The sequence below is a fragment of the Mesorhizobium sp. LjNodule214 genome, from assembly GCF_964252735.1.
In the GTDB taxonomy this organism is placed as follows: domain Bacteria; phylum Pseudomonadota; class Alphaproteobacteria; order Rhizobiales; family Rhizobiaceae; genus Mesorhizobium.
In genome coordinates this window covers 474937-497183 of sequence record NZ_CAXUPE020000002.1, presented here as the reverse complement: position 1 = coordinate 497183, position 22247 = coordinate 474937, and the positions used below count along the sequence as shown (strand labels likewise).

21 protein-coding genes and 1 riboswitch are annotated in these 22247 nt (G+C 64.6%); of the genes, 13 read left to right on the top strand and 8 right to left on the bottom strand.

What is annotated here, in order from left to right; all coding sequences use genetic code 11:
• Nucleotides 1-53: 53 nt before the first annotated feature.
• Entirely contained in the window at nt 54-818 is a 765-nt protein-coding gene (locus ACSQ3Z_RS16310) for a cobalt-precorrin-6A reductase (RefSeq protein WP_436172352.1), read from the top strand.
• Here ACSQ3Z_RS16310 and ACSQ3Z_RS16305 read toward each other — a convergent pair.
• The 8 genes from ACSQ3Z_RS16305 to ACSQ3Z_RS16270 form a co-directional block, all read right to left on the bottom strand.
• Nucleotides 782-1546 carry a precorrin-3B C(17)-methyltransferase gene (locus tag ACSQ3Z_RS16305; protein WP_120013048.1) on the bottom strand — a complete coding sequence of 255 codons (765 nt, stop codon included), beginning with the start codon at nt 1544-1546 and terminating at the stop codon, nt 782-784. The two genes, ACSQ3Z_RS16310 and ACSQ3Z_RS16305, sit on opposite strands and share 37 nt — an antisense overlap.
• Entirely contained in the window at nt 1543-2301 is a 759-nt protein-coding gene (locus ACSQ3Z_RS16300) for a precorrin-2 C(20)-methyltransferase (protein ID WP_436172351.1), read from the bottom strand. Before ACSQ3Z_RS16300 ends, ACSQ3Z_RS16305 begins: the two co-directional genes overlap by 4 nt.
• Nucleotides 2298-2930: a precorrin-8X methylmutase gene (locus ACSQ3Z_RS16295; protein WP_436172350.1), complete on the bottom strand. Its 633-nt coding sequence runs from the start codon at nt 2928-2930 to the stop codon at nt 2298-2300. The genes ACSQ3Z_RS16300 and ACSQ3Z_RS16295 overlap by 4 nt, the downstream gene beginning before the upstream one ends.
• Before the next feature lie 2 nt (nt 2931-2932).
• A complete protein-coding gene (gene cobG, locus ACSQ3Z_RS16290; RefSeq protein ID WP_436172349.1) occupies nt 2933-4294 on the bottom strand; it encodes a precorrin-3B synthase in 1362 nt (453 codons plus the stop codon).
• Nucleotides 4291-7683, bottom strand: coding sequence for a cobaltochelatase subunit CobN (cobN, locus tag ACSQ3Z_RS16285; RefSeq protein ID WP_436172348.1), 3393 nt, complete (start codon nt 7681-7683; stop codon nt 4291-4293). The genes cobG and cobN overlap by 4 nt, the downstream gene beginning before the upstream one ends.
• Nucleotides 7684-7701: 18 nt before the next feature.
• The gene (gene cobW, locus ACSQ3Z_RS16280; protein WP_436172347.1) at nt 7702-8739 is read right to left on the bottom strand and encodes a cobalamin biosynthesis protein CobW; all 1038 of its coding nucleotides are present in this window, start codon (nt 8737-8739) and stop codon (nt 7702-7704) included.
• A gap of 2 nt (nt 8740-8741) precedes the next feature.
• Nucleotides 8742-9170 carry a DUF1636 family protein gene (locus ACSQ3Z_RS16275; RefSeq protein ID WP_436172346.1) on the bottom strand — a complete coding sequence of 143 codons (429 nt, stop codon included), beginning with the start codon at nt 9168-9170 and terminating at the stop codon, nt 8742-8744.
• A gap of 39 nt (nt 9171-9209) precedes the next feature.
• Nucleotides 9210-9417: riboswitch (cobalamin riboswitch) on the bottom strand.
• Nucleotides 9418-9989: 572 nt separating this feature from the next.
• Entirely contained in the window at nt 9990-11189 is a 1200-nt protein-coding gene (locus ACSQ3Z_RS16270) for a winged helix-turn-helix domain-containing protein (protein ID WP_436172345.1), read from the bottom strand.
• Nucleotides 11190-11523: 334 nt separating this feature from the next.
• Here ACSQ3Z_RS16270 and ACSQ3Z_RS16265 point away from each other — a divergent pair, with 334 nt between their 5' ends.
• The 12 genes from ACSQ3Z_RS16265 to nuoI all read left to right on the top strand — a co-directional run bounded on the left by ACSQ3Z_RS16265 (nt 11524) and on the right by nuoI (nt 22051).
• Nucleotides 11524-11889: an NADH-quinone oxidoreductase subunit A gene (locus tag ACSQ3Z_RS16265; protein ID WP_006203254.1), complete on the top strand. Its 366-nt coding sequence runs from the start codon at nt 11524-11526 to the stop codon at nt 11887-11889.
• On the top strand, nt 11880-12461 hold the full coding sequence (locus tag ACSQ3Z_RS16260; RefSeq protein ID WP_006203252.1) for a NuoB/complex I 20 kDa subunit family protein: 582 nt from the start codon (nt 11880-11882) through the stop codon (nt 12459-12461). Before ACSQ3Z_RS16265 ends, ACSQ3Z_RS16260 begins: the two co-directional genes overlap by 10 nt.
• A 4-nt stretch (nt 12462-12465) precedes the next feature.
• On the top strand, nt 12466-13068 hold the full coding sequence (locus tag ACSQ3Z_RS16255; RefSeq protein ID WP_436172344.1) for an NADH-quinone oxidoreductase subunit C: 603 nt from the start codon (nt 12466-12468) through the stop codon (nt 13066-13068).
• Between the two features lie 34 nt (nt 13069-13102).
• Nucleotides 13103-13480, top strand: a complete 378-nt coding sequence (locus tag ACSQ3Z_RS16250) for a four helix bundle protein (RefSeq protein ID WP_436172343.1) — start codon at nt 13103-13105, stop codon at nt 13478-13480.
• A gap of 65 nt (nt 13481-13545) precedes the next feature.
• Nucleotides 13546-14736, top strand: coding sequence for an NADH-quinone oxidoreductase subunit D (locus tag ACSQ3Z_RS16245; RefSeq protein WP_192180959.1), 1191 nt, complete (start codon nt 13546-13548; stop codon nt 14734-14736).
• Nucleotides 14737-16014 carry an NADH-quinone oxidoreductase subunit E gene (locus ACSQ3Z_RS16240; protein ID WP_436172342.1) on the top strand — a complete coding sequence of 426 codons (1278 nt, stop codon included), beginning with the start codon at nt 14737-14739 and terminating at the stop codon, nt 16012-16014. It begins immediately after the preceding gene.
• A gap of 10 nt (nt 16015-16024) precedes the next feature.
• On the top strand, nt 16025-17329 hold the full coding sequence (gene nuoF / locus ACSQ3Z_RS16235; protein WP_192180961.1) for an NADH-quinone oxidoreductase subunit NuoF: 1305 nt from the start codon (nt 16025-16027) through the stop codon (nt 17327-17329).
• Nucleotides 17330-17404: 75 nt separating this feature from the next.
• A complete protein-coding gene (locus ACSQ3Z_RS16230) occupies nt 17405-18118 on the top strand; it encodes an NADH-ubiquinone dehydrogenase (protein WP_436172341.1) in 714 nt (237 codons plus the stop codon).
• Between the two features lie 3 nt (nt 18119-18121).
• Complete coding sequence (locus ACSQ3Z_RS16225) at nt 18122-18433, top strand: pentapeptide repeat-containing protein (RefSeq protein WP_436172340.1); 312 nt, start codon at nt 18122-18124, stop codon at nt 18431-18433.
• Complete coding sequence (gene nuoG / locus ACSQ3Z_RS16220) at nt 18433-20514, top strand: NADH-quinone oxidoreductase subunit NuoG (RefSeq protein ID WP_436172339.1); 2082 nt, start codon at nt 18433-18435, stop codon at nt 20512-20514. Before ACSQ3Z_RS16225 ends, nuoG begins: the two co-directional genes overlap by 1 nt.
• A 2-nt stretch (nt 20515-20516) precedes the next feature.
• A complete protein-coding gene (gene nuoH, locus ACSQ3Z_RS16215; RefSeq protein ID WP_404275708.1) occupies nt 20517-21560 on the top strand; it encodes an NADH-quinone oxidoreductase subunit NuoH in 1044 nt (347 codons plus the stop codon).
• Nucleotides 21560-22051, top strand: a complete 492-nt coding sequence (gene nuoI, locus ACSQ3Z_RS16210) for an NADH-quinone oxidoreductase subunit NuoI (RefSeq protein WP_436172338.1) — start codon at nt 21560-21562, stop codon at nt 22049-22051. The genes nuoH and nuoI overlap by 1 nt, the downstream gene beginning before the upstream one ends.
• Nucleotides 22052-22247: the final 196 nt, after the last annotated feature.

Genomic DNA, 22247 nt, shown 5'->3' with positions numbered 1-22247 from the left:
CGGGGAGACGGTAAGGGTGAGGGGCAGCGCCGACGCGGTTCAATATGGTGCCCATGAAGAAAATTCTGATCCTCGGCGGAACCACCGAAGCCCGGCAGTTGGCGGGAAAGCTGGCTCTTCGCGCCGATCTTTCGGTCACGCTGTCGCTGGCCGGCCGCACGGAAAGCCCGGTCGCGCAAGGCGTGCCGGTCCGCACGGGAGGGTTCGGCGGTGCGCACGGGCTGGCGGCGTATCTCAAGGAAGCTGGCACGGCTCTGTTGATCGATGCCACGCATCCCTATGCGGCGCAAATTTCGGCCAATGCGGCGGAGGCCGCGCGGCAGGCCGGCGTGCCGAGCATGGCGCTCAGGCGTCCCGGCTGGGAGCCTGTCGAGGGCGATCGCTGGACGCTGGTCGATATCGTCGCCGAGGCAGCCAAGGCGCTCGGCGGGGCGCCGCGTCGCGTCTTTTTGGCGCTCGGTCGGCAAGAGGTCGGTGCTTTCGAAGCGGCACCTCAGCATCATTATCTCATCCGCAGCGTCGATCCGGTCGAGCCGAGGCTGGCGGTGCCCGATGCGACCTATCTGCTGGCGCGCGGGCCGTTTCGGGAGGCCGACGAACGCGCCCTGCTTGCCGAGCACCGCATCAACGTCATCGTCTCCAAGAACAGCGGCGGCGAGGCGACTTACGGCAAGATCGCGGCGGCGCGAGCGCTCGGCATCGAGGTGATCATGGTCCGCAGGCCGGCGCTGCCGGACGTTCCGTCGGCTGAAACGGTCGAAGCGCTCGCCGCGATGGTCGATCATTTTCTCGAACCCGTGGCGGAGCGCGGCGTGTAGACCAGCGACGGCCGCTCACCGCGGCGGATGATCCTGGTTTCCGGAGAGCCGATGATGATGCAGGTCGCCATGTCGGCCTTTTCCGCGTCGGCGTCGGCCAGCAAGAAAACCTCGATGCGCTCGTCGGGCCGGCCGGCGGCGCGGCCGAAGATGACCGGCGTCGTGCCGGGCAGGATGGCGGCCAGGCATTCGAAAGCGCGGCCAAGCTGCCAGGGACGCGCCTTGCTGATCGGGTTGTAGAGCGCGATGACGAAGCCGGCGCCGGCAGCCGCCAGCAAACGCAGCTCGATCAGCTCCCAGGGCTTGAGATTATCGGACAGCGAAATGGCGCAGAAATCGTGGCCGAGCGGCGCGCCGATGCGGGCAGCCACTGCAAGCATGGCGGTGATCCCCGGCACGATCGCGACATCGACGGCGCGCCATTCGGCGGGGCCAGCCTCGATCGCCTCGCAGACGGCCGCCGCCATGGCGAAGACGCCGGGATCGCCGCCAGAGACGACGGCGACGTCATGGCCTTCGGCGGCTTTCACCAGCGCGTCCTTGGAGCGGGCGAGTTCTTCGCGATTGTCGGAGGCGACACGGGTCTGGTCCGGGCGCAGCTCGAGCCGGTCGAGATAGGGCTTGTAGCCGTAGAAGAATTTGGCTTCCGCCACGGCGCGGCTCGCCTCGGGGGTGACCTGGTCGGCATTGCCGGGCCCAAGGCCGATGACGGTCAGGCGACCGCTCATGGTTTGGCTCCCGACACGCCGGGCCGGGCCGACCAGCCGGCGACCAGCACGATGGCGAAATAAGGTGCCTTGTCGTCCTGCTTGTCGGCCAGCCGCATCGAGACGCTGCCCGGCATGGTGCCGCGCTCGACATAGACGGCCTTCGTCAGCTTGCCGGTGGCCTCCAGCGCCCGCCTGATCTTGGGCAGGTTGCGGCCAACCTTCATGATGACGGCGGCATCGGTGTCGGCAAGGCGGCGCGTCAGGTCGAACTCGCTCATCGTGCCCGGCAGGACGGTCAGCACGTCGTCGCCCTGAACGATCGGCAGTCCCGTTGCCGACCAGCAGCCGGACATGGCGGTGACGCCGGGAATGACCTCGGTCGGGAAGCGGTGCGCCAGCCTGACATGCAAATGCATATAGGAGCCGTAGAAGAGCGGGTCGCCTTCCGAGAGCACCGCGACCATCCTGCCGGCATCGAGGTGCCCGGCGACCGCCTCGGCCGATTGCTCGTAGAACTCGGTGATCTGCGAGCGATAGTCGTCGTGATCCTTGTCGATCTCCGTCGTCACCGGATAGAGCAGCGGCAGTTCCAGCATATCCGACCGGAAGTGCGCCTCGACGATGGCCCGCGCATTGCTGTTGTTGCCGCGCTTGGCGAAGTACGCCACGACATCGGCTTCAGCCAATGCCCGCGCGGCTTTCAGCGTCAGCAGTTCGGGGTCGCCGGGACCGGTGCCGACGCCAACCAGGCGGCCTTTTGCGAGCGCGTTCACAGGCCCGGCCTCGCCAATGCGTTGAGCGCGGCGGCGGTCATGGCGCTGCCGCCCAGCCTGCCGCGCACGATGGCGTAAGGCACGCCGTAGGAATTTTCGGCCAGCGCATCCTTGGATTCGGCAGCGCCGACGAAACCGACAGGCATGCCAATGATGGCGGCCGGCTTCGGCGCGCCGTCGCGCAGCTTCTCCAGCAGGTAGAAGAGCGCGGTCGGCGCATTGCCGATGGCGACGACCGAACCGGCCATGCGCTCGCCCCACAGGTCGATCGCGGCGGCCGAGCGGGTGTTGCCGATCTCCCTGGCGATCTCGGTTGTGCGCGGATCGCGCAGGGTGCAGATCACCTCGTTGCCGGCCGGCAGCCGGGCGCGGGTGACGCCATGCGAGACCATCTCGGCGTCGCAGAAGATCGGTGCTCCGGCAGATAGGGCGGCGCGCGCGGCGGCAACGAAATCACTGGAGAAAACGAAGTGCCGGGTAGCTTCCACCTGGCCGCAAGCATGGATCATGCGGATCGCGACATCGGCCTCGGCCTCCGAAAAGCGCGACAGGTCGGCCTCGGCACGGATGATGGCGAAGGAGCGCTCGTAGATCGCCGTGCCGTCGTGGATATAGTCGTAGGCGGCCATGCTCATTCCTGTCGGTAAGCTTCTGCGATGCCGGCCGCGCCAAGCCTTGCCAGGCAGGCGGCGGCGGTCTCGCCCCGAAGTCGTTCTTTGCGGATTGCCGCTGCAACGCCGCCGATGCCGCGCGCGGCGTCATAGCCCGGCCTGTATCCGGCAGGAAGAGCCTTTGCCGTCGCGTCCACGACAAGTCCGGCTCCGTTTTCGCCACCAACCAATGTCAGCGCTGCTTTGCCCGGATGCGCGCAGCCCTTGGCGCAGCCGGAAATGTGCAGCGTGAGGGAGGCGTCGAGGATGTCGGCGTTTTCCGCGGCGATGGTCTCGGCGATGTCGCGGGTGGCGATCTGGCCGGAGGCGCAGGCGGGGGTGCCAGGGCAAGCGGCGATCCTGGTGCGGGGGTCGGCGGGGGTTGTGACGAAGCTGAGGGTGGTGGCTGCTTCTTGGAGTGGCGGGCAGGCGGCCGGCGCTAGGCCAAGGAACAACAGAGCGCGGCCCGGCGCCAGGCGGATTTCGGTGGCACCAAGGGTGAGGGCCTGTTGCGTGAGATCGATGAGTTTCTGCGCTGGCATGCTGCCGTAGGGCAGGCCGATGCCGATGGAGTGACTGGCTGCGGCCAGATCGAAGATGCCGATGGGCGAGCGGGCCGAAGGTGTCAGAGGAAAGCGTTCCTTCGCGCCCCCAGGCAGGACAGAGGGGGGCGCGAAGGAATGCCAACTTGCGAGGGATACTAACTGCCGCTCCGACAAATCCCTTGCGTGTGCCTCGCGGCCCCTTTCGGCAACCATTCTTAGACACGCGATGGCAATATCGCGGGCAGCATCTTGATCAACAAAGCCAAGCAACCTCGCGCCCATAGCGTCGCCCGCAACAGACACCCGCCACTGGATTTCCGCATCGGTCCGCATTGCCGCAAGCCGCACATCGGCCGTCACCGAATCCAGATCAAGTTGCCCGCCGCCGTCGACAACGACCGAAACCTTCGGCCCCAGCCGCTGCGCCAGCCCGGCTTCGTCAAGTGCTGCGCGAATGTGCTCCGCCAACGACCGCGGGTCTGCGACCTCCTGCGGGTCGATGCCCGCCAGCGGTCCGGTCTCCACCGGTACACCGGTGCGCACGGCAATCCCTAATGCATCGACCTCTCCGGCCAGCCGCCGCGCGCTTTCAGCCGTCAATCCCCGGATCTGCAGGCTGCCGCGCGCGGTGACTTCCATGATGCCGTTGCCGTGGTGCAGTGCGGATTCGCAGAGTCCGATCAGCGACTTCGGCGAAAGTCCTCCAGCGACTGGATTGAGCCGCACCAGCAGTCCGTCGCCGGTCTGCATCGGCTTGCTGAGGGCAGGGCAGGCGCCACGGCGGGAGAAGGCGTTCATGCCGCCACCCCATGGGCTTCGGCGATCAGGGCGGCGAGGTCATCGTCGATCGAATTGCGCAGCGGATGCCAGAGGCCGCGCCGCCGTGCCGATTGGAACCGCTCGGCGATGACCTTGGCTGCCGCCGGGTTCTCGCGCAGGATGAAGGCGCGGACATCTGGATCGCCGAGATAGGCGTCATGCACGGCCTCGATCAGTGTGCCCGATATGGCCTGGGTGGTTTCGGCAAAGCCGACCAGCCGGTCGACCGTCTCGGCGAATTCCGAGGCGCCGCGCGGACCATGGCGCATCTGCCCGGCAATGAAGCGGGGATTGACCGCACGGGCCCGAACGACGCGAGATACGGCTTCCCCGACCGAGCGCGGCTTCGGTTTTTGCGGGTCCGTGGTGTCGAGAACGATGACGTCGGCGTTCTTGCCGAGGGCCGCAAGCGCTGCCGAAAAGCCGCCGATGAAGGCGACATCGGCGGAGCCTTCCAAAATGTCGCGGCCGGGGTCGTCGCTGGTGTGAACGAGGAGGTCGGCCTCGGCGATCCGGGTTTCGAAGGCTCCGGGCGCGGAGACCGCTTCGCCGTCGGCGCCGCCATAGGCGTGCGAGGTGGCGTCGAGATAGGCGCGGCCGATTTCTTCCCGCGCGGCCCAGTCGCCGCTCGACAAGAGATCCTCGACGCCGGCGCCATAGGTGCCGGGCGAGGTGCCGAAGATGCGCGGGCTGATCTTGCCCTCAATGCGGGTCCTGGCCGCCAGCGGGTTTTCCGAATCTTCCTCGTCGCGGGCGGCGACGGCATTGGCGGCGGCATCGATCAGGGCGATCTGGGTCGGGAACATGTCGCGGAACAGGCCCGATATGCGCCAGGTGACATCGACGCGCGGGCGGCCGAGCGTTGCCGGCGGCAGCACTTCGATACCGGTGACGCGGCCGGTCGCTGCGTCCCATTGCGGCCGGCAGCCCATCAGCGCCAGGCCCTGCGCGATCTCCTCGCCGCCGGTGCGCAGCGAGGCGGAGCCCCAGAGGTCGATCACCAAAGAGCGCGGCCAGTCGCCATGCGACTGCATATAGCTTCGCACCACTTCCTCGGCCGCCGCCTTGCCCAGATCGAAGGCGGTCGGAGTCGGCATGGTGCGCGGGTCCGAGGTAAACAGGTTGCGGCCGGTGGGCAGCACGTCGGAACGGCCGCGGGCCGGTGCGCCGGCCGGCCCGGCCCTGACGTGGTGGCCGTCGAGCGCCGCCAGAAGCGCTGACTTCTCGGCCGCCGCACTTTGCTTGCGCAGCGGATCGGCCTCGCCGTCAGGCGAGCGGCCATAGATATGCAGGCCGTCCTTGATGGCGAAATCCTTGAGGTCGCAGAGCCAGGCGTCGATGCGGCGCAGCGCTTCGTCGGGAGCGTCCGTCCTGGCGACACCGGCCTCGGCGGCAAGCCCGGTCTTCCGAGCGGTCTCGACGATCAGGCTCGCCAGCCGGTCGCGGCGGCGGCGGTCGAGACCGTCGGCCTGGGCATATTCGTCGACCAGGCGTTCAAGCTTGTGCTGGTTCTCGTCCAGCCCGGCGCCGGTCAGCGGCGGCGGCAGATGGCCAAGCGTGATGGCGGCAATGCGCCGCTTGGCTTGCGCCGCCTCGCCGGGGTTGGAGACGATGAAGGGATAGATGACGGGGAGTGCGCCGGTGACGATTTCCGGAAAGCAGGTCTCGCTGAGTGCGACGGTCTTGCCGGGCAGCCATTCCAGCGTGCCGTGGGCGCCGACATGGATGAGGGCATGGACGCCCAGCGATTTGCGCAGCCACAGGCCAAAGGCGATCAGGGCATGGCGCGGGGGGAGCGTCGGGTCATGGTAGTCGGCGCGGCGATCGGTTGACCGGCCGCGGTCGGGGGCGAGTGCTACGGTGATGTTGCCGAAGGTCGCGGCGCGGAAGGGGAAGTGCTTTTCGCCTATCGGCTGCGAAGGTTTGCATCCTGTCGCGCCCAGGACAGAGGGGGGCGAATTGACGTGCGCTTCGTCTTTAGCCTTGCCCCACGCCGCTTCAATCGCATTGCGCGCCGTTTCGGGCAGCTCCGCCGAAATGGGGAGGTAATCCTCCAAGGAAAGGCCATGGCCTCCCTTTTCCAGCACCTCCAGCAACTCGCGCGGCGATTGCGGAATCCCTTCAACGGCGTAGCCCTGTTCCCTGAGGTCGTGCAACATCGCCAGCACGCTGGAAGGCACGTCGAGGCCGACGGCATAGCCGGTGCGGCCAGGGGCGCTGGGATAGTCCGGGATCAGGATGGCGAGCTTGCGCGTCGCGCGCGGCGCGCGCTGCAGGCGGATGAAGGCTTCGATGCGGCTCGCCACCTGCGCCACGCGATCACCTTCCGGCCGGTTGGCGAAGGCGCGGAAGGCCAGTGCCGGATCGGTTTCGCTTTCACCCTTGAAGGAAATGGCGCCGGCGAGGATGCGGCCGTCGAGTTCGGGCAGCACGACATGCATGGCGAGGTCGGCCGGCGCCAGGCCGCGCTGGTTCTTTTCCCAGACGTCGCGGCGCGTCGTGGCGACGATGACCTGGAAGACTGGCACGCCGGCGCGGTCGAACAGGGTTTCGATACCGGGTTCGGCGCCGGAGGCGAAAGCGGTCGCCGTGACGATGGCGGCAGGGTTGAGCGCCGCGAGTGCCGTCTCGACAAAGGCGAGCGAGGCAGGGTCCTTGAGGCTCGACACGAAGATGGGCACGGGGGCCATGCCACGCGCTCTGAGCGCTTCAAAAAGGGCATCGATCGGCGCGACGTCGGCGGCAAGCAGCATCGAGCGGTAAAACAGGATGGGGATGACGGCGGCGCCGACATTCGAAAGGCCCGGCTTCTCCACGACGCCTCGTCCAGGCTCGTAAAATCCCGCCTTGGGCACCGCGACCGGCTGGGCGACTGCCGCATCCGATCCCGCCAACCGCGCCAGCCTCTGCATCAGCGCGCTCATGTTCTCCGGCCCGCCTTCGCGGAAATAGCCGAGCAACGCGTCCAACTCCGCACGCGGCAGCGTCGAGCCTTCGATCAGGCGAAAATCCTCGTCGTGGCTCTCGCCGGGCAGCAGCGCCAGTTTGATGCCGCGTTCGCGCGCGATTGCGGCGAGCTGGTCGCAGCCGTAGCGCCACCAGTCATAGCCACCGAGGATGCGGACGAGGATCACCCTGGCATGTCGCGCCACGCTGTCGATCCAGAGATCGACCGACATCGGATGGCGCAGGTCGCGAAGTGCGGCGAGCCGCATGGATGGCAGGCGCTCCGCCTTCCACGCCGCCGCCAGTCCGGAAAGATCGCTGTCGGTAAAGGACAGCGCCACGATATCCGCCGGCGTCTGCCGGAGATCGACAGGCTCGGCGAGGTCGTCGAGCGAGGCGGATGTTGTGGTGAGAATGTGCATCGCGGTTCGTTTTTTGCCTCAGCCGGCGAGGATACGCTCGATGGCCGGGCGGTTCAGCCCCTTCAGGCCGATGACGACGAGGCGCGAGCGGCGGTCATCTTGCGCCGTCCAGGCGCGGTCGTAATAGTGGTTGACGCGCGGTCCGACGGCTTGAAGCAACAGCCGCATCGGCTTGCCACCGACCTCGACGAAGCCTTTGACGCGCAGCACGTTCTCTTCCTCGGCGGCGGTGGCGACGCGTTTCGCCAGCTCATCGGGATTGGCGATCGAGGGAATGTCGACAATGAACGTGTCGAAGTCGTCATGCTCGTGGTCGAATGCGCCGTCATGATGGGACTTGCGGTTCTCGATGTCGTCTTCGACGGCGAGACCGAGGCCGAGCAGTACGGAGGGATCGACCTTGCCCTGGGAGGTCGGCACGATCTTGACCGCGCGCGAAAGGTGCTCGCCGATGAGGGCATTGGCGCGGGCCGAACCGGCGGCGTCCATCAGATCGCTCTTCGACAATATGATCAGGTCGGCACAGGCGACCTGATCCTCGAACACTTCCTCGACCGGGTCGTCGTGATCGAGCGTCTCGTCCTGGGCGCGCTGCGCCTGAAGGGCATCCATGTCGTTGGCGACGCGGCCTTCGGCCAGGGCCGGCCCGTCGACCACAGCAATGACGCCGTCGACCGTCACACGGCTTTTGACGCTCGGCCACTGGAAGGCCTGGACGAGCGGCTTGGGCAAGGCGAGGCCCGAGGTTTCGATCAGGATGTGGTCGACCTTCGGCGTGCGCGACAGAATCTGGTCCAGCGCCGGGACGAAATCGTCGGCGACGGTGCAGCAGATGCAGCCATTGGCCAGTTCGACGATGTTCTCCTCTGGGCACGTGTCGATGCCGCAACCCTTGAGGATCTCGCCGTCGATGCCGATGTCGCCGAATTCGTTGACGATGATGGCCAGCCGCTTGCCTTTGGCGTTCTCGAGCAGATGGCGGATCAGCGTCGTCTTGCCGGCGCCGAGGAAGCCGGTGACGACGGTGCAGGGGACGCGGGAGACAGAAGCGGTCATGGTCAGTCCTTCAGCAGATCAGGGGGAGGAATGCGGGCGACAAGGCCGCGCTTCAAGGAATCGGGGCGGCCGCGCCAGGGAATGAGGCCGTCGGTCGAGGTGGCGAAGAGCTTTGCGCCGGCGACGAGGTCGGCGCCGCTCGTCGTGGCCAGGTCGCCGAAGACGTAGCTCCAGCAACCGTCGCGCAGGATCGCGGCGCTGAGGCGGCGCTTGCAGTTGCCGAGGCATTCGACGGTACGGATATGGAGGTCTTCGCCCGAGGCGGCGCGGCGCGTGTCTTCGGCGAGCAGCGCGCCGGCACGGGGATGGGCGTCGGAGCCGGTTTCATCGCGGCAGGAGGCGCAGACGATGATTGTGACTCCCGCCAGGGATTCGTCCCTGCCGGACGATATGTCCGCTGTCTCAGCCGAAAAACTGCTGTCGCGCTCCAAATCAGGCTCCTTGCCCGGAAAACCCGCCAGGCGATCGGATTCTTTATGTCTCAGACGGCAGGTCTCCTGGCTCGCGGGTCATCGCCTTGGGTAGCCGCCTTCCCGGGAACATCCCAGTGGTTTTCGGCTGAGGCTCGTCGCTTACAGTTGCGGGGACAGCCGCGGATTTGAAATCTTGCGATCTCGCACCGCATTCCCTCTTGGCTCCTCCCTTTGCCGAGAGGAGACCGTCTGCAGCGGATTTAGGCTTGTAGGGACAGTCGTGTCAACGCGCGTCTACGACAGGTAGTGTCTCAGTTTGAAATCCAGAAAATTGTCGGTCGTGTTTGAAGCCCTAAGCGAAACCACCTACGCTTAGCGGAAAGCATGGGCCGGCGACATGGCGCGAGTTTGGAAGATTGTACGCCACGGGGCGCCCGAGCCATGGGAGGATTCCATCCCGGAGGCGTCACTGGCGGAAGGGCAATTAGCTGTGCTTCTCGGACGGCTGGCTGCTAGCCATCTGCCACCCGTCGCCACGACCTCATTGCCACGAAATGCTCCGCGATACACCACCTCGCTCACTGTCAAAAACGACCGCTTGGGCAACAAGTGCTTCACCGTCTACGCGAGCGGCAGCCGGGTCCACCACATAGCGACCTTAGAGGAGACGCCTTGAGGTGCGGATCAGGCGAGCGATTTGGATTTCTGTGGCGGTGTTGTCTTTTGGGACAATTGGCGCCTTGCTTGCCGTTATGCTGTTCTACCTGCTCTGGCCTCCGGTGGCGTTGTAGCGGTCCTTAATGGCTCAGAGCCATGATTTCAAACTGAGACACTACCCTACGACACGGCGATGTCGACAAGCGCCGGACCGAGATCGCCCGCTGGCATCGCTTCGATGCGCTCCAGCCCGAGCCAGTCTTGCATCTGCTTCAATTCCGCGAAGAGCTGAGCGGCGGTTTCGGGTCGTGCGCAGGCTTCGGCGTAGGCGGCGTGGACGCGCAGCACGCTGGCCGGGCGGTCGGCTTTGAGGTCGACGCGCGCGACGATCCTGTCGCCGAGCAGGAACGGCAGCACGTAATAGCCGTACTGGCGTTTTTCGGCGGGCGTGTAGATCTCGATGCGGTAGCGGAAGTCGAACAGCCTCTCCGCACGCGCCCGCTCGAATACGACAGGGTCGAAGGGAGCCAGCAGGGCGCGCGCCTCGATGCGGCGCGGCAAACGGGCGTCCTTGTGCAGGTAAGCCGGCTTGTCCCAACCCTCGACGCGCATCGGCAGCAGCTCGCCCGTTTCGACCAATTCCTCCAGCCGGCCCTTCATATCGGCTGGCGACAGGCGAAAGTAGTCGCGCAGGTCGCCGGCGGTTGCGACGCCATGGGCGCGCGCCGAGATGCGCAGCAATTCGCGGTGTGCATCCTCGGCCGCCGGCACCGGCAGGTCGAGGACAGCCTGCGGCAGGACGCGTTCGGGCAGATCGTAAAACCGCTCGAAGCCGCGACGCGACGCCGTGGTGATGCGGCCGGCCCAGAACAGCCATTCGAAGCCGTGTTTGGCGTGGCTCCAGCCCCACCAGCCGCCCGACCCCTTCTGGCCTTCCAGCGCGGAAGCGGCGATCGGGCCGCGATCGACGACCTCGCGGTAGATCTCTTCGATATAGCCGGCGTGTTCGCGGCCCCATTTGGCCAGCCCCAGATACATCTCGTCGCCGCGCTCGGCGCGCTGCATGCGCCAGCGCATCAGCGGGTATGTCTCGACCGGCAGGAAGGAGGCCTCGTGCGCCCAATATTCGAACACCGTGCGCTTGCGCGTCACGGCGGCATTGTCGAGCAAGGCGAGCGGGTAGGAACCAAGGCGTGAATAGAGCGGCATATAGTGGGCGCGCACCACCGCGCTGACGGAATCGATCTGCAGCAGGCCGGTACGGCTGAGCACGCGGGCCAGATGGCGGCGGTTGGGTGTTCCGCCCGGTCTCGGGTCGGTAAATCCTTGTGCTGCGAGCGCGATGCGCCGGGCCATGCCGAGCGAGATCTTTTCCTTCATGCAGACGTCGCCCTGATGCTGTTCAAGCCAAGCAAAAACCGATGATTCCTGGCCATGCTAGCAGGGTTTTGGCGGGATATATGTCAGGAGAGAAAAGTGGAGTAAAAAGTGAAGGAAATCAAACAAGAGCGGATCGGACCAGTTTTCCGGGATATGCCGTCCAGCACCGCGTTTTGAACAAGGTTTGACTTGCTTCGCCGAAAGCGCTGCGCTAACCCTCGCCGCGTTGCAGCATAGGCCACCTAAAACGGTTCAGCGGTTAATCTGTCACGCTTCCGCATTAAGGTTGGTTGCTGTAATCAAAGTGGATTGACCGCCAACGGAAAGCCGCAGCATGAACGCACTTTTGAGTTCGTACCTGCCCATAGTCCTCTTCATCGGCGTGGCGCTGGTCGTCGGCCTGGCGCTGATCATTGCGCCGTTCCTGGTGGCCTACCGCAATCCCGATCCGGAAAAGCTTTCCGCCTATGAATGCGGCTTCAACTCCTTCGACGATGCCCGCATGAAGTTCGACATCCGCTTCTACCTGGTGTCGATCCTGTTCATTATCTTCGACCTGGAAGTGGCCTTCCTGTTTCCCTGGGCGGTGTCCTTCTCGAAGATCGGCATGCTCGGTTTCTGGTCGATGATGGTGTTTCTGGCGGTGCTGACCATCGGCTTTGCCTATGAATGGAAAAAAGGAGCGCTGGAATGGGATTGAACGACAGTTCCGGCACGCTCGTCGCACCGAAGCCCAAGGGCATCATCGACCCCAATACCGGTCGACCGGTCGGTTCCGACGATCCGTTCTTCCTCGAGATCAACAACGAGCTGGCCGACAAGGGTTTTCTCGTCACCTCGACCGAGGCGCTGATCACCTGGGCGCGCAGCGGCTCGCTGATGTTCATGACCTTCGGTCTGGCCTGCTGCGCCGTCGAGATGATCCATACCTCGATGCCGCGCTATGACTCGGAGCGGTTCGGCGTCGCGCCGCGCGCGTCGCCGCGCCAGTCCGACATCATGATCGTCGCCGGCACGCTGACCAACAAGATGGCGCCGGCGCTGCGCAAGGTCTACGACCAGATGCCGGAGCCGCGCTACGTCATCTCGATGGGCTCCTGCGCCAATGGCGGTGGCTACTACCATTATTCCTATTCGGTGGTGCGCGGCTGCGATCGCATCGTGCCGGTCGACATCTATGTGCCCGGCTGCCCGCCGAGCGCCGAAGCGCTGCTCTACGGCATTCTTCTGTTGCAGAAGAAGATCCGCCGCACCGGCACGATCGAACGGTGACCCCATGAGCCAGTCGTTGAACGAACTCTCGACCTATCTGGGCGAGACGCTGGCCGGCAGGGTCGACAATGCCGTTCTGGCCTATGGCGAGCTTACCGTCTCGGTCGAGCCGCGCGACCTGATCGAGGTGGCGACCTTCCTGCGCGACGATCAGCGCTGCCAGTTCATCTCGATCATCGACGTCTGCGGCGCCGACTATCCGTCGCGGGCCAAGCGCTTCGATGTCGTCTATCATCTTTTGTCGCCGAAGCAGAATTTGCGCATCCGCATCAAGGTCCAGGCCGACGAGGAAACGATGGTGCCGTCGCTCACCGCCGTTTATCCCGGCGCCGACTGGTTCGAGCGCGAGACCTACGACCTCTATGGCGTGCTGTTTTCGGGCCATCCCGACCTGCGCCGCATCCTGACCGACTATGGGTTCGAAGGCCATCCGCTGCGCAAGGATTTCCCGCTGACCGGTTTCGTCGAAGTGCGATACGACGACGAGGCCAAGCGCGTCATCTACGAGCCGGTGGAATTGAAGCAGGAATTCCGCAATTTCGATTTTCTTTCGCCGTGGGAAGGGACGGATTACGTCCTGCCGGGGGATGAGAAGGCGAAACAGTGAGTAGGGAAGTAGTGAGTAGTCAGTAGGGAAGGAATTGGAAAAAAGGATCGAATCTTATCGTGACCTGTTGGTGTGGCAATCGGCGATGGTGCTTGCCGAAAATTGCTATCGCCTCACCAAGGGTTTTCCGAAAGAAGAGATTTATGGAATGACCTCCCAGATGCGCCGCTCGGCGGTTTCGATCGCCGCCAACATCGCCGAAGGGTATGGTCGTGAGAATAGAGGTTCGTTCGGTCAGTTTCTGCGCATGGCGCAGGGGTCGCTGAAGGAACTGGAAACGCACATACTGCTGGCATGCCGGGTCGGTTTGCTGGAAAGAGACAATGAGACTGAACTGCTGCTGCGATGCGAAGAGATTGGAAAAATGATGCGATCTCTCATCAGGACGGTGCAGGCAAAGCAGGCGGAATAAGTAGGCATTGAGATTGATGATCACTACTCACTACTCACTACTGACTCTTCGCCAGAGGCGCCAGAATGGCTGAAACCTCCGTCCGCAATTTTAACATCAACTTTGGACCTCAACATCCTGCAGCGCATGGTGTTTTGAGGTTGGTGCTTGAGTTGGACGGCGAAGTCGTCGATCGCGTCGATCCGCATATCGGGCTCTTGCATCGCGGCACCGAAAAGCTGATCGAGCACAAGACCTATCTGCAGGCGGTGCCTTATCTCGACCGGCTCGATTATTGCGCGCCGATGAACCAGGAGCATGCCTTCGCGCTCGCGGCCGAGCGCCTGCTCGGCATCGAGGTGCCGAAGCGCGGCCAGCTGATCCGCGTGCTCTATTCCGAGATCGGCCGCATCATGTCGCACATCCTCAATGTGACGACGCAGGCGCTGGACGTCGGTGCGCTGACGCCGCCGCTGTGGGGCTTCGTCGAACGCGAAAAGCTGATGGTGTTCTACGAGCGCGCCTCCGGCTCGCGCATGCATGCCGCCTATTTCCGCCCCGGCGGCGTGCACCAGGACCTGCCGCAGAAGCTGGTCGAGGACATCGGCAAGTGGATCGACCCGTTCCTGAAGTCGCTCGACGATCTCGATGCGCTGCTCACCGGCAACCGCATCTTCAAGCAGCGCAATGTCGACATCGGCACGGTCTCGCTGGCCGATGCCTGGGCCTGGGGTTTTTCGGGCGTCATGGTGCGCGGCTCGGGCGCGGCCTGGGACCTGCGCAAATCGCAGCCCTATGAATGCTATCCGGAGATGGATTTCGACATTCCGATCGGCAAGAACGGCGACTGCTTCGACCGCTACCTCGTGCGCATGGAAGAGATGCGCCAGTCGGCGAAGATCATGCGCCAGTGCGTCGATCTGCTGCTCGGCAAGGAGGGCACCGGGCCGGTGTCGAACCTCGACGGCAAGGTCGTGCCGCCCAAGCGCCAGGCGATGAAGCGCTCGATGGAAGCGCTGATCCATCACTTCAAGCTCTACACCGAGGGCTACCGCGTGCCGGCCGGCGAGGTCTATGCGGCCGTCGAAGCGCCGAAGGGCGAGTTCGGCGTCTATCTCGTCTCCGACGGCACCAACAAGCCCTACCGCTGCAAGCTGCGCGCGCCAGGCTTTGCGCATCTGCAAGCCATGGACTTTTTGTGCCGCGGCCACATGCTGGCCGACGTCACCGCCGTTCTCGGCTCCCTCGACATCGTGTTTGGTGAGGTCGATCGCTAAATGTCAGTCCGCCGTCTCGCAGAGCAAGCCGTCCAGCCAGCCTCCTTCGCCTTCAATCGGGCGAATGCGGCGGCGGCCAAGCAATGGATCAAGAAATATCCGAAGGGCCGCGAGCAGTCGGCCATCATCCCCTTGCTGATGCTGGCGCAGGAGCAGGAAGGCTGGGTGACGAAGGCTGCGATCGAGACGATCTCCGACATGCTTGGCATGCCCTATATCCGTGGCCTCGAAGTCGCGACCTTCTACACGCAGTACCAGCTGAACCCGGTCGGCACGCGTGCGCATATCCAGGTCTGCGGCACCACGCCCTGCATGCTGCGCGGCTCGGAAGCGCTGATGGATGTGTGCCGCTCGAAAATCCATCACGACCAGTTCCACACCAACGACAAGGGCACGCTATCGTGGGAGGAGGTCGAATGTCTTGGCGCCTGCGTCAACGCGCCGATGGTGATGATCTTCAAGGACACGTTCGAGGATCTGACGCCTGAGCGGCTGGCCGAGATCATCGACCTCTACGGCGCCGGCAAGGGCGCCACGGTGACGCCAGGGCCGCAGAATGGCCGCACAACGTCCGAGCCGATCACCGGCCTGACCACGCTGACCAGCGAAAAGGCGATCCTCAAGTCGACGCGCGACAAGGAAGCCAAGGCGGCAACAAAGGCCGCCAAGGCGGCGCCGGATGCGATCGTCGCTGAGCCCGTACCGGCGCCGGCTGCCGTCGTCGCACCGTCGAAGGCCAGCAAGCCGAAGACCGACGCGCCGGAAACCAGTCCGGCGTTGAAATCGCCTTCGCCGGTCAAGGTTGCGCCTGCCGTGGAAAAGGCAGCGAGCGTCTCGGCCCCGCTGCATTCGGCCGCCAACGCCAACAAGGCAGCGCCTGAAGTCGAAAAGGTTTCGAAACAGCGCAGCGGCCCCAAGTACAAAGCTGAGCCGGCGGCTGCCTTCAAGGCGCCGGAAGCCAAAGTGCCGGCGGCGAAACCCGCAAAACCCTCGCTCGAGGACAAGAACCGCCCCGCCGGCATCGCCAAGCCGGCGCTGGTCGACGATCTCAAGCTGATTTCCGGTGTCGGCCCGAAGATCGAGGGCACCCTGCATTCGCTGGGCATCTTCACCTTCGCGCAAGTCTCGTCCTGGAAGAAGGCCGAGCGCGAATGGGTGGACGGCTATCTCAGCTTCCACGGCCGCATCGAGCGCGACGACTGGGTCAAGCAGGCCAAGGCGCTCGCCAAGGGCGGTGTCGCCGAGTACATCCGCGTCTTCGGCAAGAAGCCGGTCTGAGGGACGAACAATGCTTCAGGACAAAGACCGCATCTTCAACAACATCTACGGCCGCTTCGACAAGTCGCTGGCTGGCGCGATTTCACGCGGCGCCTGGGACAACACGCCCGGCATCATCGCCAAGGGGCGCGATTGGATCGTCAACGAGATGAAGGCGTCGGGCCTGCGCGGCCGCGGCGGCGCCGGCTTCCCGACCGGGCTGAAATGGTCGTTCATGCCCAAGCAGAGCGACGGTCGGCCGAGCTACCTCGTCGTCAATGCCGATGAATCCGAGCCCGGCACCTGCAAGGACCGCGACATACTGCGCCACGACCCGCACACGCTGGTCGAGGGCTGCCTGATCGCCGGCTTCGCCATGGGCGCGATTGCGGCCTACATCTATGTGCGCGGCGAGTTCATCCGGGAGCGCGAGGCGCTGCAGCGCGCCATCGACGAGGCCTATGAGGCCAAGCTGATCGGCAAGAACAACATTTCCGGCTACGACTTCGACATCTACATGCATCACGGCGCCGGCGCCTATATCTGCGGCGAGGAGACGGCGCTGCTCGAAAGCCTCGAAGGCAAGAAGGGCCAGCCCAGGCTGAAGCCGCCATTCCCGGCCAATGTCGGCCTCTATGGCTGCCCGACGACCGTCAACAACGTCGAGTCGATCGCGGTGGCGCCGACCATCCTGCGCCGCGGCGCGGCCTGGTTCTCGTCCTTCGGCCGGCCCAACAATGTCGGCACCAAGCTGTTCTGCATCTCGGGCCACGTCAACAATCCGTGCACCGTCGAAGAGGCGATGTCGATCCCCTTCCGCGAACTGATCGAGACGCATTGCGGCGGCATCCGCGGCGGCTGGGACAATCTTCTGGCGGTCATTCCGGGCGGCGCTTCGGTGCCGCTGGTGCCGGCCGAGCAGATCATCGACACGCCGATGGATTTCGACGCGTTGCGCGACCTGAAGTCGGGCCTCGGCACCGCGGCTGTCATCGTCATGGACAAATCGACCGATATCGTGAAGGCGATCGCCAGGCTTTCCTACTTCTACAAGCATGAGAGCTGCGGCCAGTGCACGCCGTGCCGCGAAGGCACCGGCTGGATGTGGCGGGTGATGGAACGGCTGGTGCGCGGCGAGGCGCAGAAGCGCGAGATCGACATGCTGCTCGACGTCACCAAGCAGGTCGAAGGCCACACGATCTGCGCGCTGGGCGATGCGGCGGCATGGCCGATCCAGGGCCTGATGCGGCATTTCCGCGGCGAGGTGGAGCGCCGCATCGACGAGTTTTCGCGCAACGCGCACCGGGCGGAGCCGGTGATGGTGGCTGCGGAATAGAAATTGAAATGCGGGCGAGAGCCCGAGACGAGGATACCGGGCGGGGCATACGAAGAAACGACCAGGAGACGACCGATGGCGCCGTATTCGATACCCTACCCAATGATGCCCGACATGGACCAGTTCGAGAAGATGAACCAGGACTTGACCAGGATGATGCCGAAGGAGATGGCAAGTACCGTCAATCTCTTCGCTCATCCTGTCGCGAGCGCTGCGGCAATGTCGGCGCTCGGCTTTGGCTTTGCCAACCACGCTTTTGGCGTCTGGCTCGGCGCGCTAACCGGCGCGGCCGAGGCTTCGCAGCGGCTGTTCCAGCCGATCGTCGATGATTTCGAAGCAAGAAGCGAACAATTTTCGGATTCCGCCGAAAGCTCTTCCAAGGCGCACAAGGCGACCAAGACACTGATTGCCGAGGCACAGACCTTCGCCAGGGATGTGACCGACATTGCCGCCAATACCGTCGAGAAGGCGCAGGACAGCGCCGGCGCCGATACGGTGCAAGGCGGTGCGGCGACCGGGCTGATGCCCGAGGATTTCCGGCAGCCCAAAGCCATGGAGCGGCCGGCGAAGCCGTCCGATCTCAAGGCGATATCGGGCATCGGTCCGAAGCTGGAGAAGGTTCTCAACGGCCTGGGCATCTGGACCCATGGACAGATCGCGGCCTGGACGCCCGAAGAGATCGCCTGGGTCGAGGACTATCTGTCGTTGGCCGGCCGCATCGGCCGTGACGACTGGACCCGCCAGGCGGCTGCACTTGTGCTGGCCGCCAAGGCCAAGAGGCAGGGGTAGGGCATGGAGGTCCACGACAAGCGTGACGTTCTCGATGTTCGCAATGCCATCGTCGCCAATTCGAGCTTCGATGACGTGAACATGTCGAACACGCAGTTCCACAACGTCAACCTGTCGGCGGCCCGGATCCAGCGCACCAACCTGACCAACGCCAAGGTGGAAGACGCAAATCTCTCGAATACGTTTTTCACCAATGTGAACATGAGCAACGTGAAGATAGAAAACGCAGAAGTCGCCGGCATGATGATCAACGGCATCAGCCTTGGCGATCTCATCCAGGCATATGAGACGGCGAAGACCGCCGGGGGCAATTGATGGCAAAGCTCAAGGTCGACGGGAAAGAGATCACTGTACCCGACCACTACACGCTGCTGCAGGCGGCCGAGGACGCGGGCGCGGAAGTGCCGCGCTTCTGCTTCCATGAGCGGCTGTCGATTGCCGGCAATTGCCGCATGTGCCTGATCGAGGTGAAGGGCGGGCCGCCCAAGCCGCAGGCCTCCTGCGCCATGGGCGTGCGCGACCTGCGCCCGGGCCCCAATGGCGAGACGCCGGAAATCTTCACCAACACGCCGATGGTCAAGAAGGCCCGCGAAGGCGTGATGGAGTTCCTGCTGATCAACCATCCGCTCGACTGCCCGATCTGCGACCAGGGCGGCGAATGCGACCTGCAGGACCAGGCGATGGCCTTCGGCGTCGATTCCTCGCGCTATCACGAGAACAAGCGCGCCGTCGAAGACAAGTATATCGGCCCGCTGGTCAAGACGGTGATGAACCGCTGCATCCACTGCACGCGCTGCGTCCGCTTCACCACCGAGGTCGCCGGCATTTCCGAGCTCGGCCTGATCGGCCGTGGCGAGGATGCCGAGATCACCACCTATCTCGAAAGCGCGATGACCTCGGAACTGCAGGGCAATGTCATCGACCTTTGCCCGGTCGGCGCGCTGACCTCGAAGCCCTTCGCCTTCCAGGCGCGGCCGTGGGAGCTGACCAAGACCGAATCCATCGACGTCATGGATGCCGTCGGTTCGGCGATCCGCGTCGATAGCCGCGGCCGCGAAGTGATGCGCATCCTGCCGCGCGTCAACGAGGCGGTGAACGAGGAATGGATTTCCGACAAGACCCGCTTCATCTGGGACGGCCTGCGCACGCAGCGCCTCGACCGCCCCTATGTGCGCAAGAACGGAAAGCTGGCACCGGCAAGCTGGGCGGAAGCCTTCGCCGCGATCAAGGAACAGGTGTCGACGACGGCCCCGGAAAAGATCGGCGCCATCGCCGGCGATCTCGCCGCCGTCGAGGAGATCTATGCGCTGAAGCTTCTGATGGCCGCGCTCGGCTCGAAGAATACCGACTGCCGCCAGGATGGCGCAGCCCTCGATCCATCGCTTGGCCGTGCCAGCTACATCTTCAACCCGACCATCGAGGGCATCGAGCAGGCCGACGCGGTGCTGATCATCGGCGCCAACCCGCGCTTCGAGGCCTCGGTGCTCAATGCCCGCATCCGCAAGCGCTGGCGCATCGGCAATCTGCCGGTCGGCGTCATCGGCGAGGTCGGCGACACGCGCTACGACTATGAGCAGCTGGGCGCCGGTCCGGATTCCCTGAAGGACCTGGCCGACGGCAACGGCAAGTTCTTCGAGGTGCTGAAGAAGGCGACGCATCCGCTGATCATTGTCGGGCAGGGCGCTCTGGCGCGCGCCGATGGTGCGGCCGTGCTCGGACAGGCGGCGAAGCTGGCAGCCGCCGTCAATGCCGCCCGGGCCGACTGGAACGGCTTTGCCGTGCTGCACAACGCGGCTGGCCGCGTCGGCGGCCTCGACCTCGGCTTTGTGCCGAGCGAGGGCGGCAAGAACGTCGCCGGCATGCTTGGCGGGACGGATCTCCTGTTCCTGCTTGGCGCCGACGAGATCGACATGGGCAAGACCGGCGGCGCCTTCGTCGTCTATATCGGCACCCATGGCGACCACGGCGCACACCGCGCCAATGTTATCCTGCCGGCTGCCGCCTATACCGAAAAGTCGGGCACCTACGTCAACACCGAAGGCCGGGTGCAGCAGACCAACCGCGCCGGCTTCGCGCCGGGCGATGCACGCGAGGACTGGGCGATTCTGCGCGCGCTTTCGGATGTTCTGGGCAAGAAGTTGCCGTTCGATTCCCTGCCGCAGCTGCGCGCCAAGCTCTACGGCGAGTATCCGCACCTTGCCCGCATCGACCATGTCGACGCCGGCAGCGCCGACGATATCGCCAAGGTGGCCAAGCTCGGCGGGCGGCTGAACAAGGGCAGCTTCACCTCGCCGGTGAAGGATTTCTACCTGACCAACCCGATCGCGCGGGCCTCTGCCGTGATGGCGGAATGCTCTGCGCTGGCCAAGAGCGGCTTCAAGCAGGCGGCGGAATAAGCATGGACACGTTCTTCTCCATCTATGTACTGCCGGCGCTGATCATCCTTCTGAAGTCGGTCGTGCTGATCGTCGTGCTGCTGATCGCGGTCGCCTATCTGCTTTATGCCGACCGCAAGATCTGGGCGGCGGTGCAGTTGCGCCGCGGCCCGAACGTCGTCGGCCCCTGGGGCACGCTGCAGGCTTTCGCCGACCTGTTGAAGTTCGTCTTCAAGGAACCGGTGATCCCGTCCGGCGCCAACAAGGGCGTGTTCCTGCTGGCACCTTTGGTATCGGCGGTGCTGGCGATCTCGGCCTGGGCCGTCATTCCGGTCAACCAGGGCTGGGCGATCGCCAACGTCAATGTCGGCATCCTCTACGTCTTCGCCATCTCCTCGCTCGAGGTCTATGGCGTGATCATGGGCGGCTGGGCGTCCAATTCGAAATATCCGTTCCTCGGCGCGCTGCGCTCGGCAGCGCAGATGGTGTCCTACGAAGTCTCGATCGGCTTCGTCATCGTCACCGTGCTGCTTTGCGTCGGCTCACTCAATCTGTCGGACATCGTGCTGTCGCAGCAGGATGGGCTGGGCACGCGGGTTGGCCTGCCCAACACCTTCCTCGACTGGCATTGGCTGTCGCTGTTTCCGATGTTCGTGGTCTTTTTCATCTCGGCGCTGGCCGAGACGAACCGTCCACCTTTCGACCTCGTCGAAGCGGAATCGGAACTGGTCGCCGGCCACATGGTCGAATATTCGTCGACGCCGTTCCTGCTGTTCTTCCTCGGCGAGTATGTCGCCGTCGTCTTGATGTGCGCTTTAGCCACGATCCTGTTCCTCGGCGGTTGGCTGCCGCCCTTCGACTTCGCGCCGTTCACCTGGGTGCCGGGGCTGATCTGGTTCGTGCTCAAGGTCTGCCTGATGTTCTTCATGTTCTCGATGGTGAAGGCGTTCGTGCCGCGCTACCGCTACGACCAACTGATGCGGCTCGGCTGGAAGGTGTTCCTGCCGATCTCGCTGGCGATGGTGGTGATCGTCGCTGCCTTCCTCAAGATCACGGGGTTTGCGTGATGTCCGCTCTTTCCCAGGCCGCAAAATCGCTGCTGCTGCAGGAATTCGTCAGCGCCTTCTTCCTGTCGATGCGCCAGTTCTTCGCGCCGAAGGAGACGATCAACTATCCGCACGAGAAGGGGCCGATCAGCCCGCGCTTCCGCGGCGAGCATGCGCTGCGCCGTTATCCGAACGGCGAGGAACGCTGCATCGCCTGCAAGCTGTGCGAGGCGATCTGCCCGGCGCAGGCCATCACCATCGAGGCCGGCCCGCGCCGCAATGACGGCACGCGGCGCACCGTGCGCTACGACATCGACATGGTGAAGTGCATCTATTGCGGCTTCTGCCAGGAAGCCTGCCCGGTCGACGCCATCGTCGAGGGGCCGAATTTCGAGTTCGCGACGGAGACGCGCGAGGAGCTCTATTACGACAAGGACAGGCTGCTGGCGAATGGCGACCGCTGGGAGCGCGAACTGGCGCGCAACATCGCGCTGGACTCGCCCTACCGCTGACATTTGACGCATGGACGGGGCGAGGGGCCTCGTCCAGAGGATGATCCCGAAAAGTTGCAGACTTTTCGGACAAGATCATCCTCCGGAATGAAAGAGTGGCGCATGTTTCTTTCGATCGGGTCTTTCAACCCGATCGGAACATGCGCTAGGAACACGCGGCTTCGGCACCGGAGGCGGAACGAAGCCAGAGAGAACG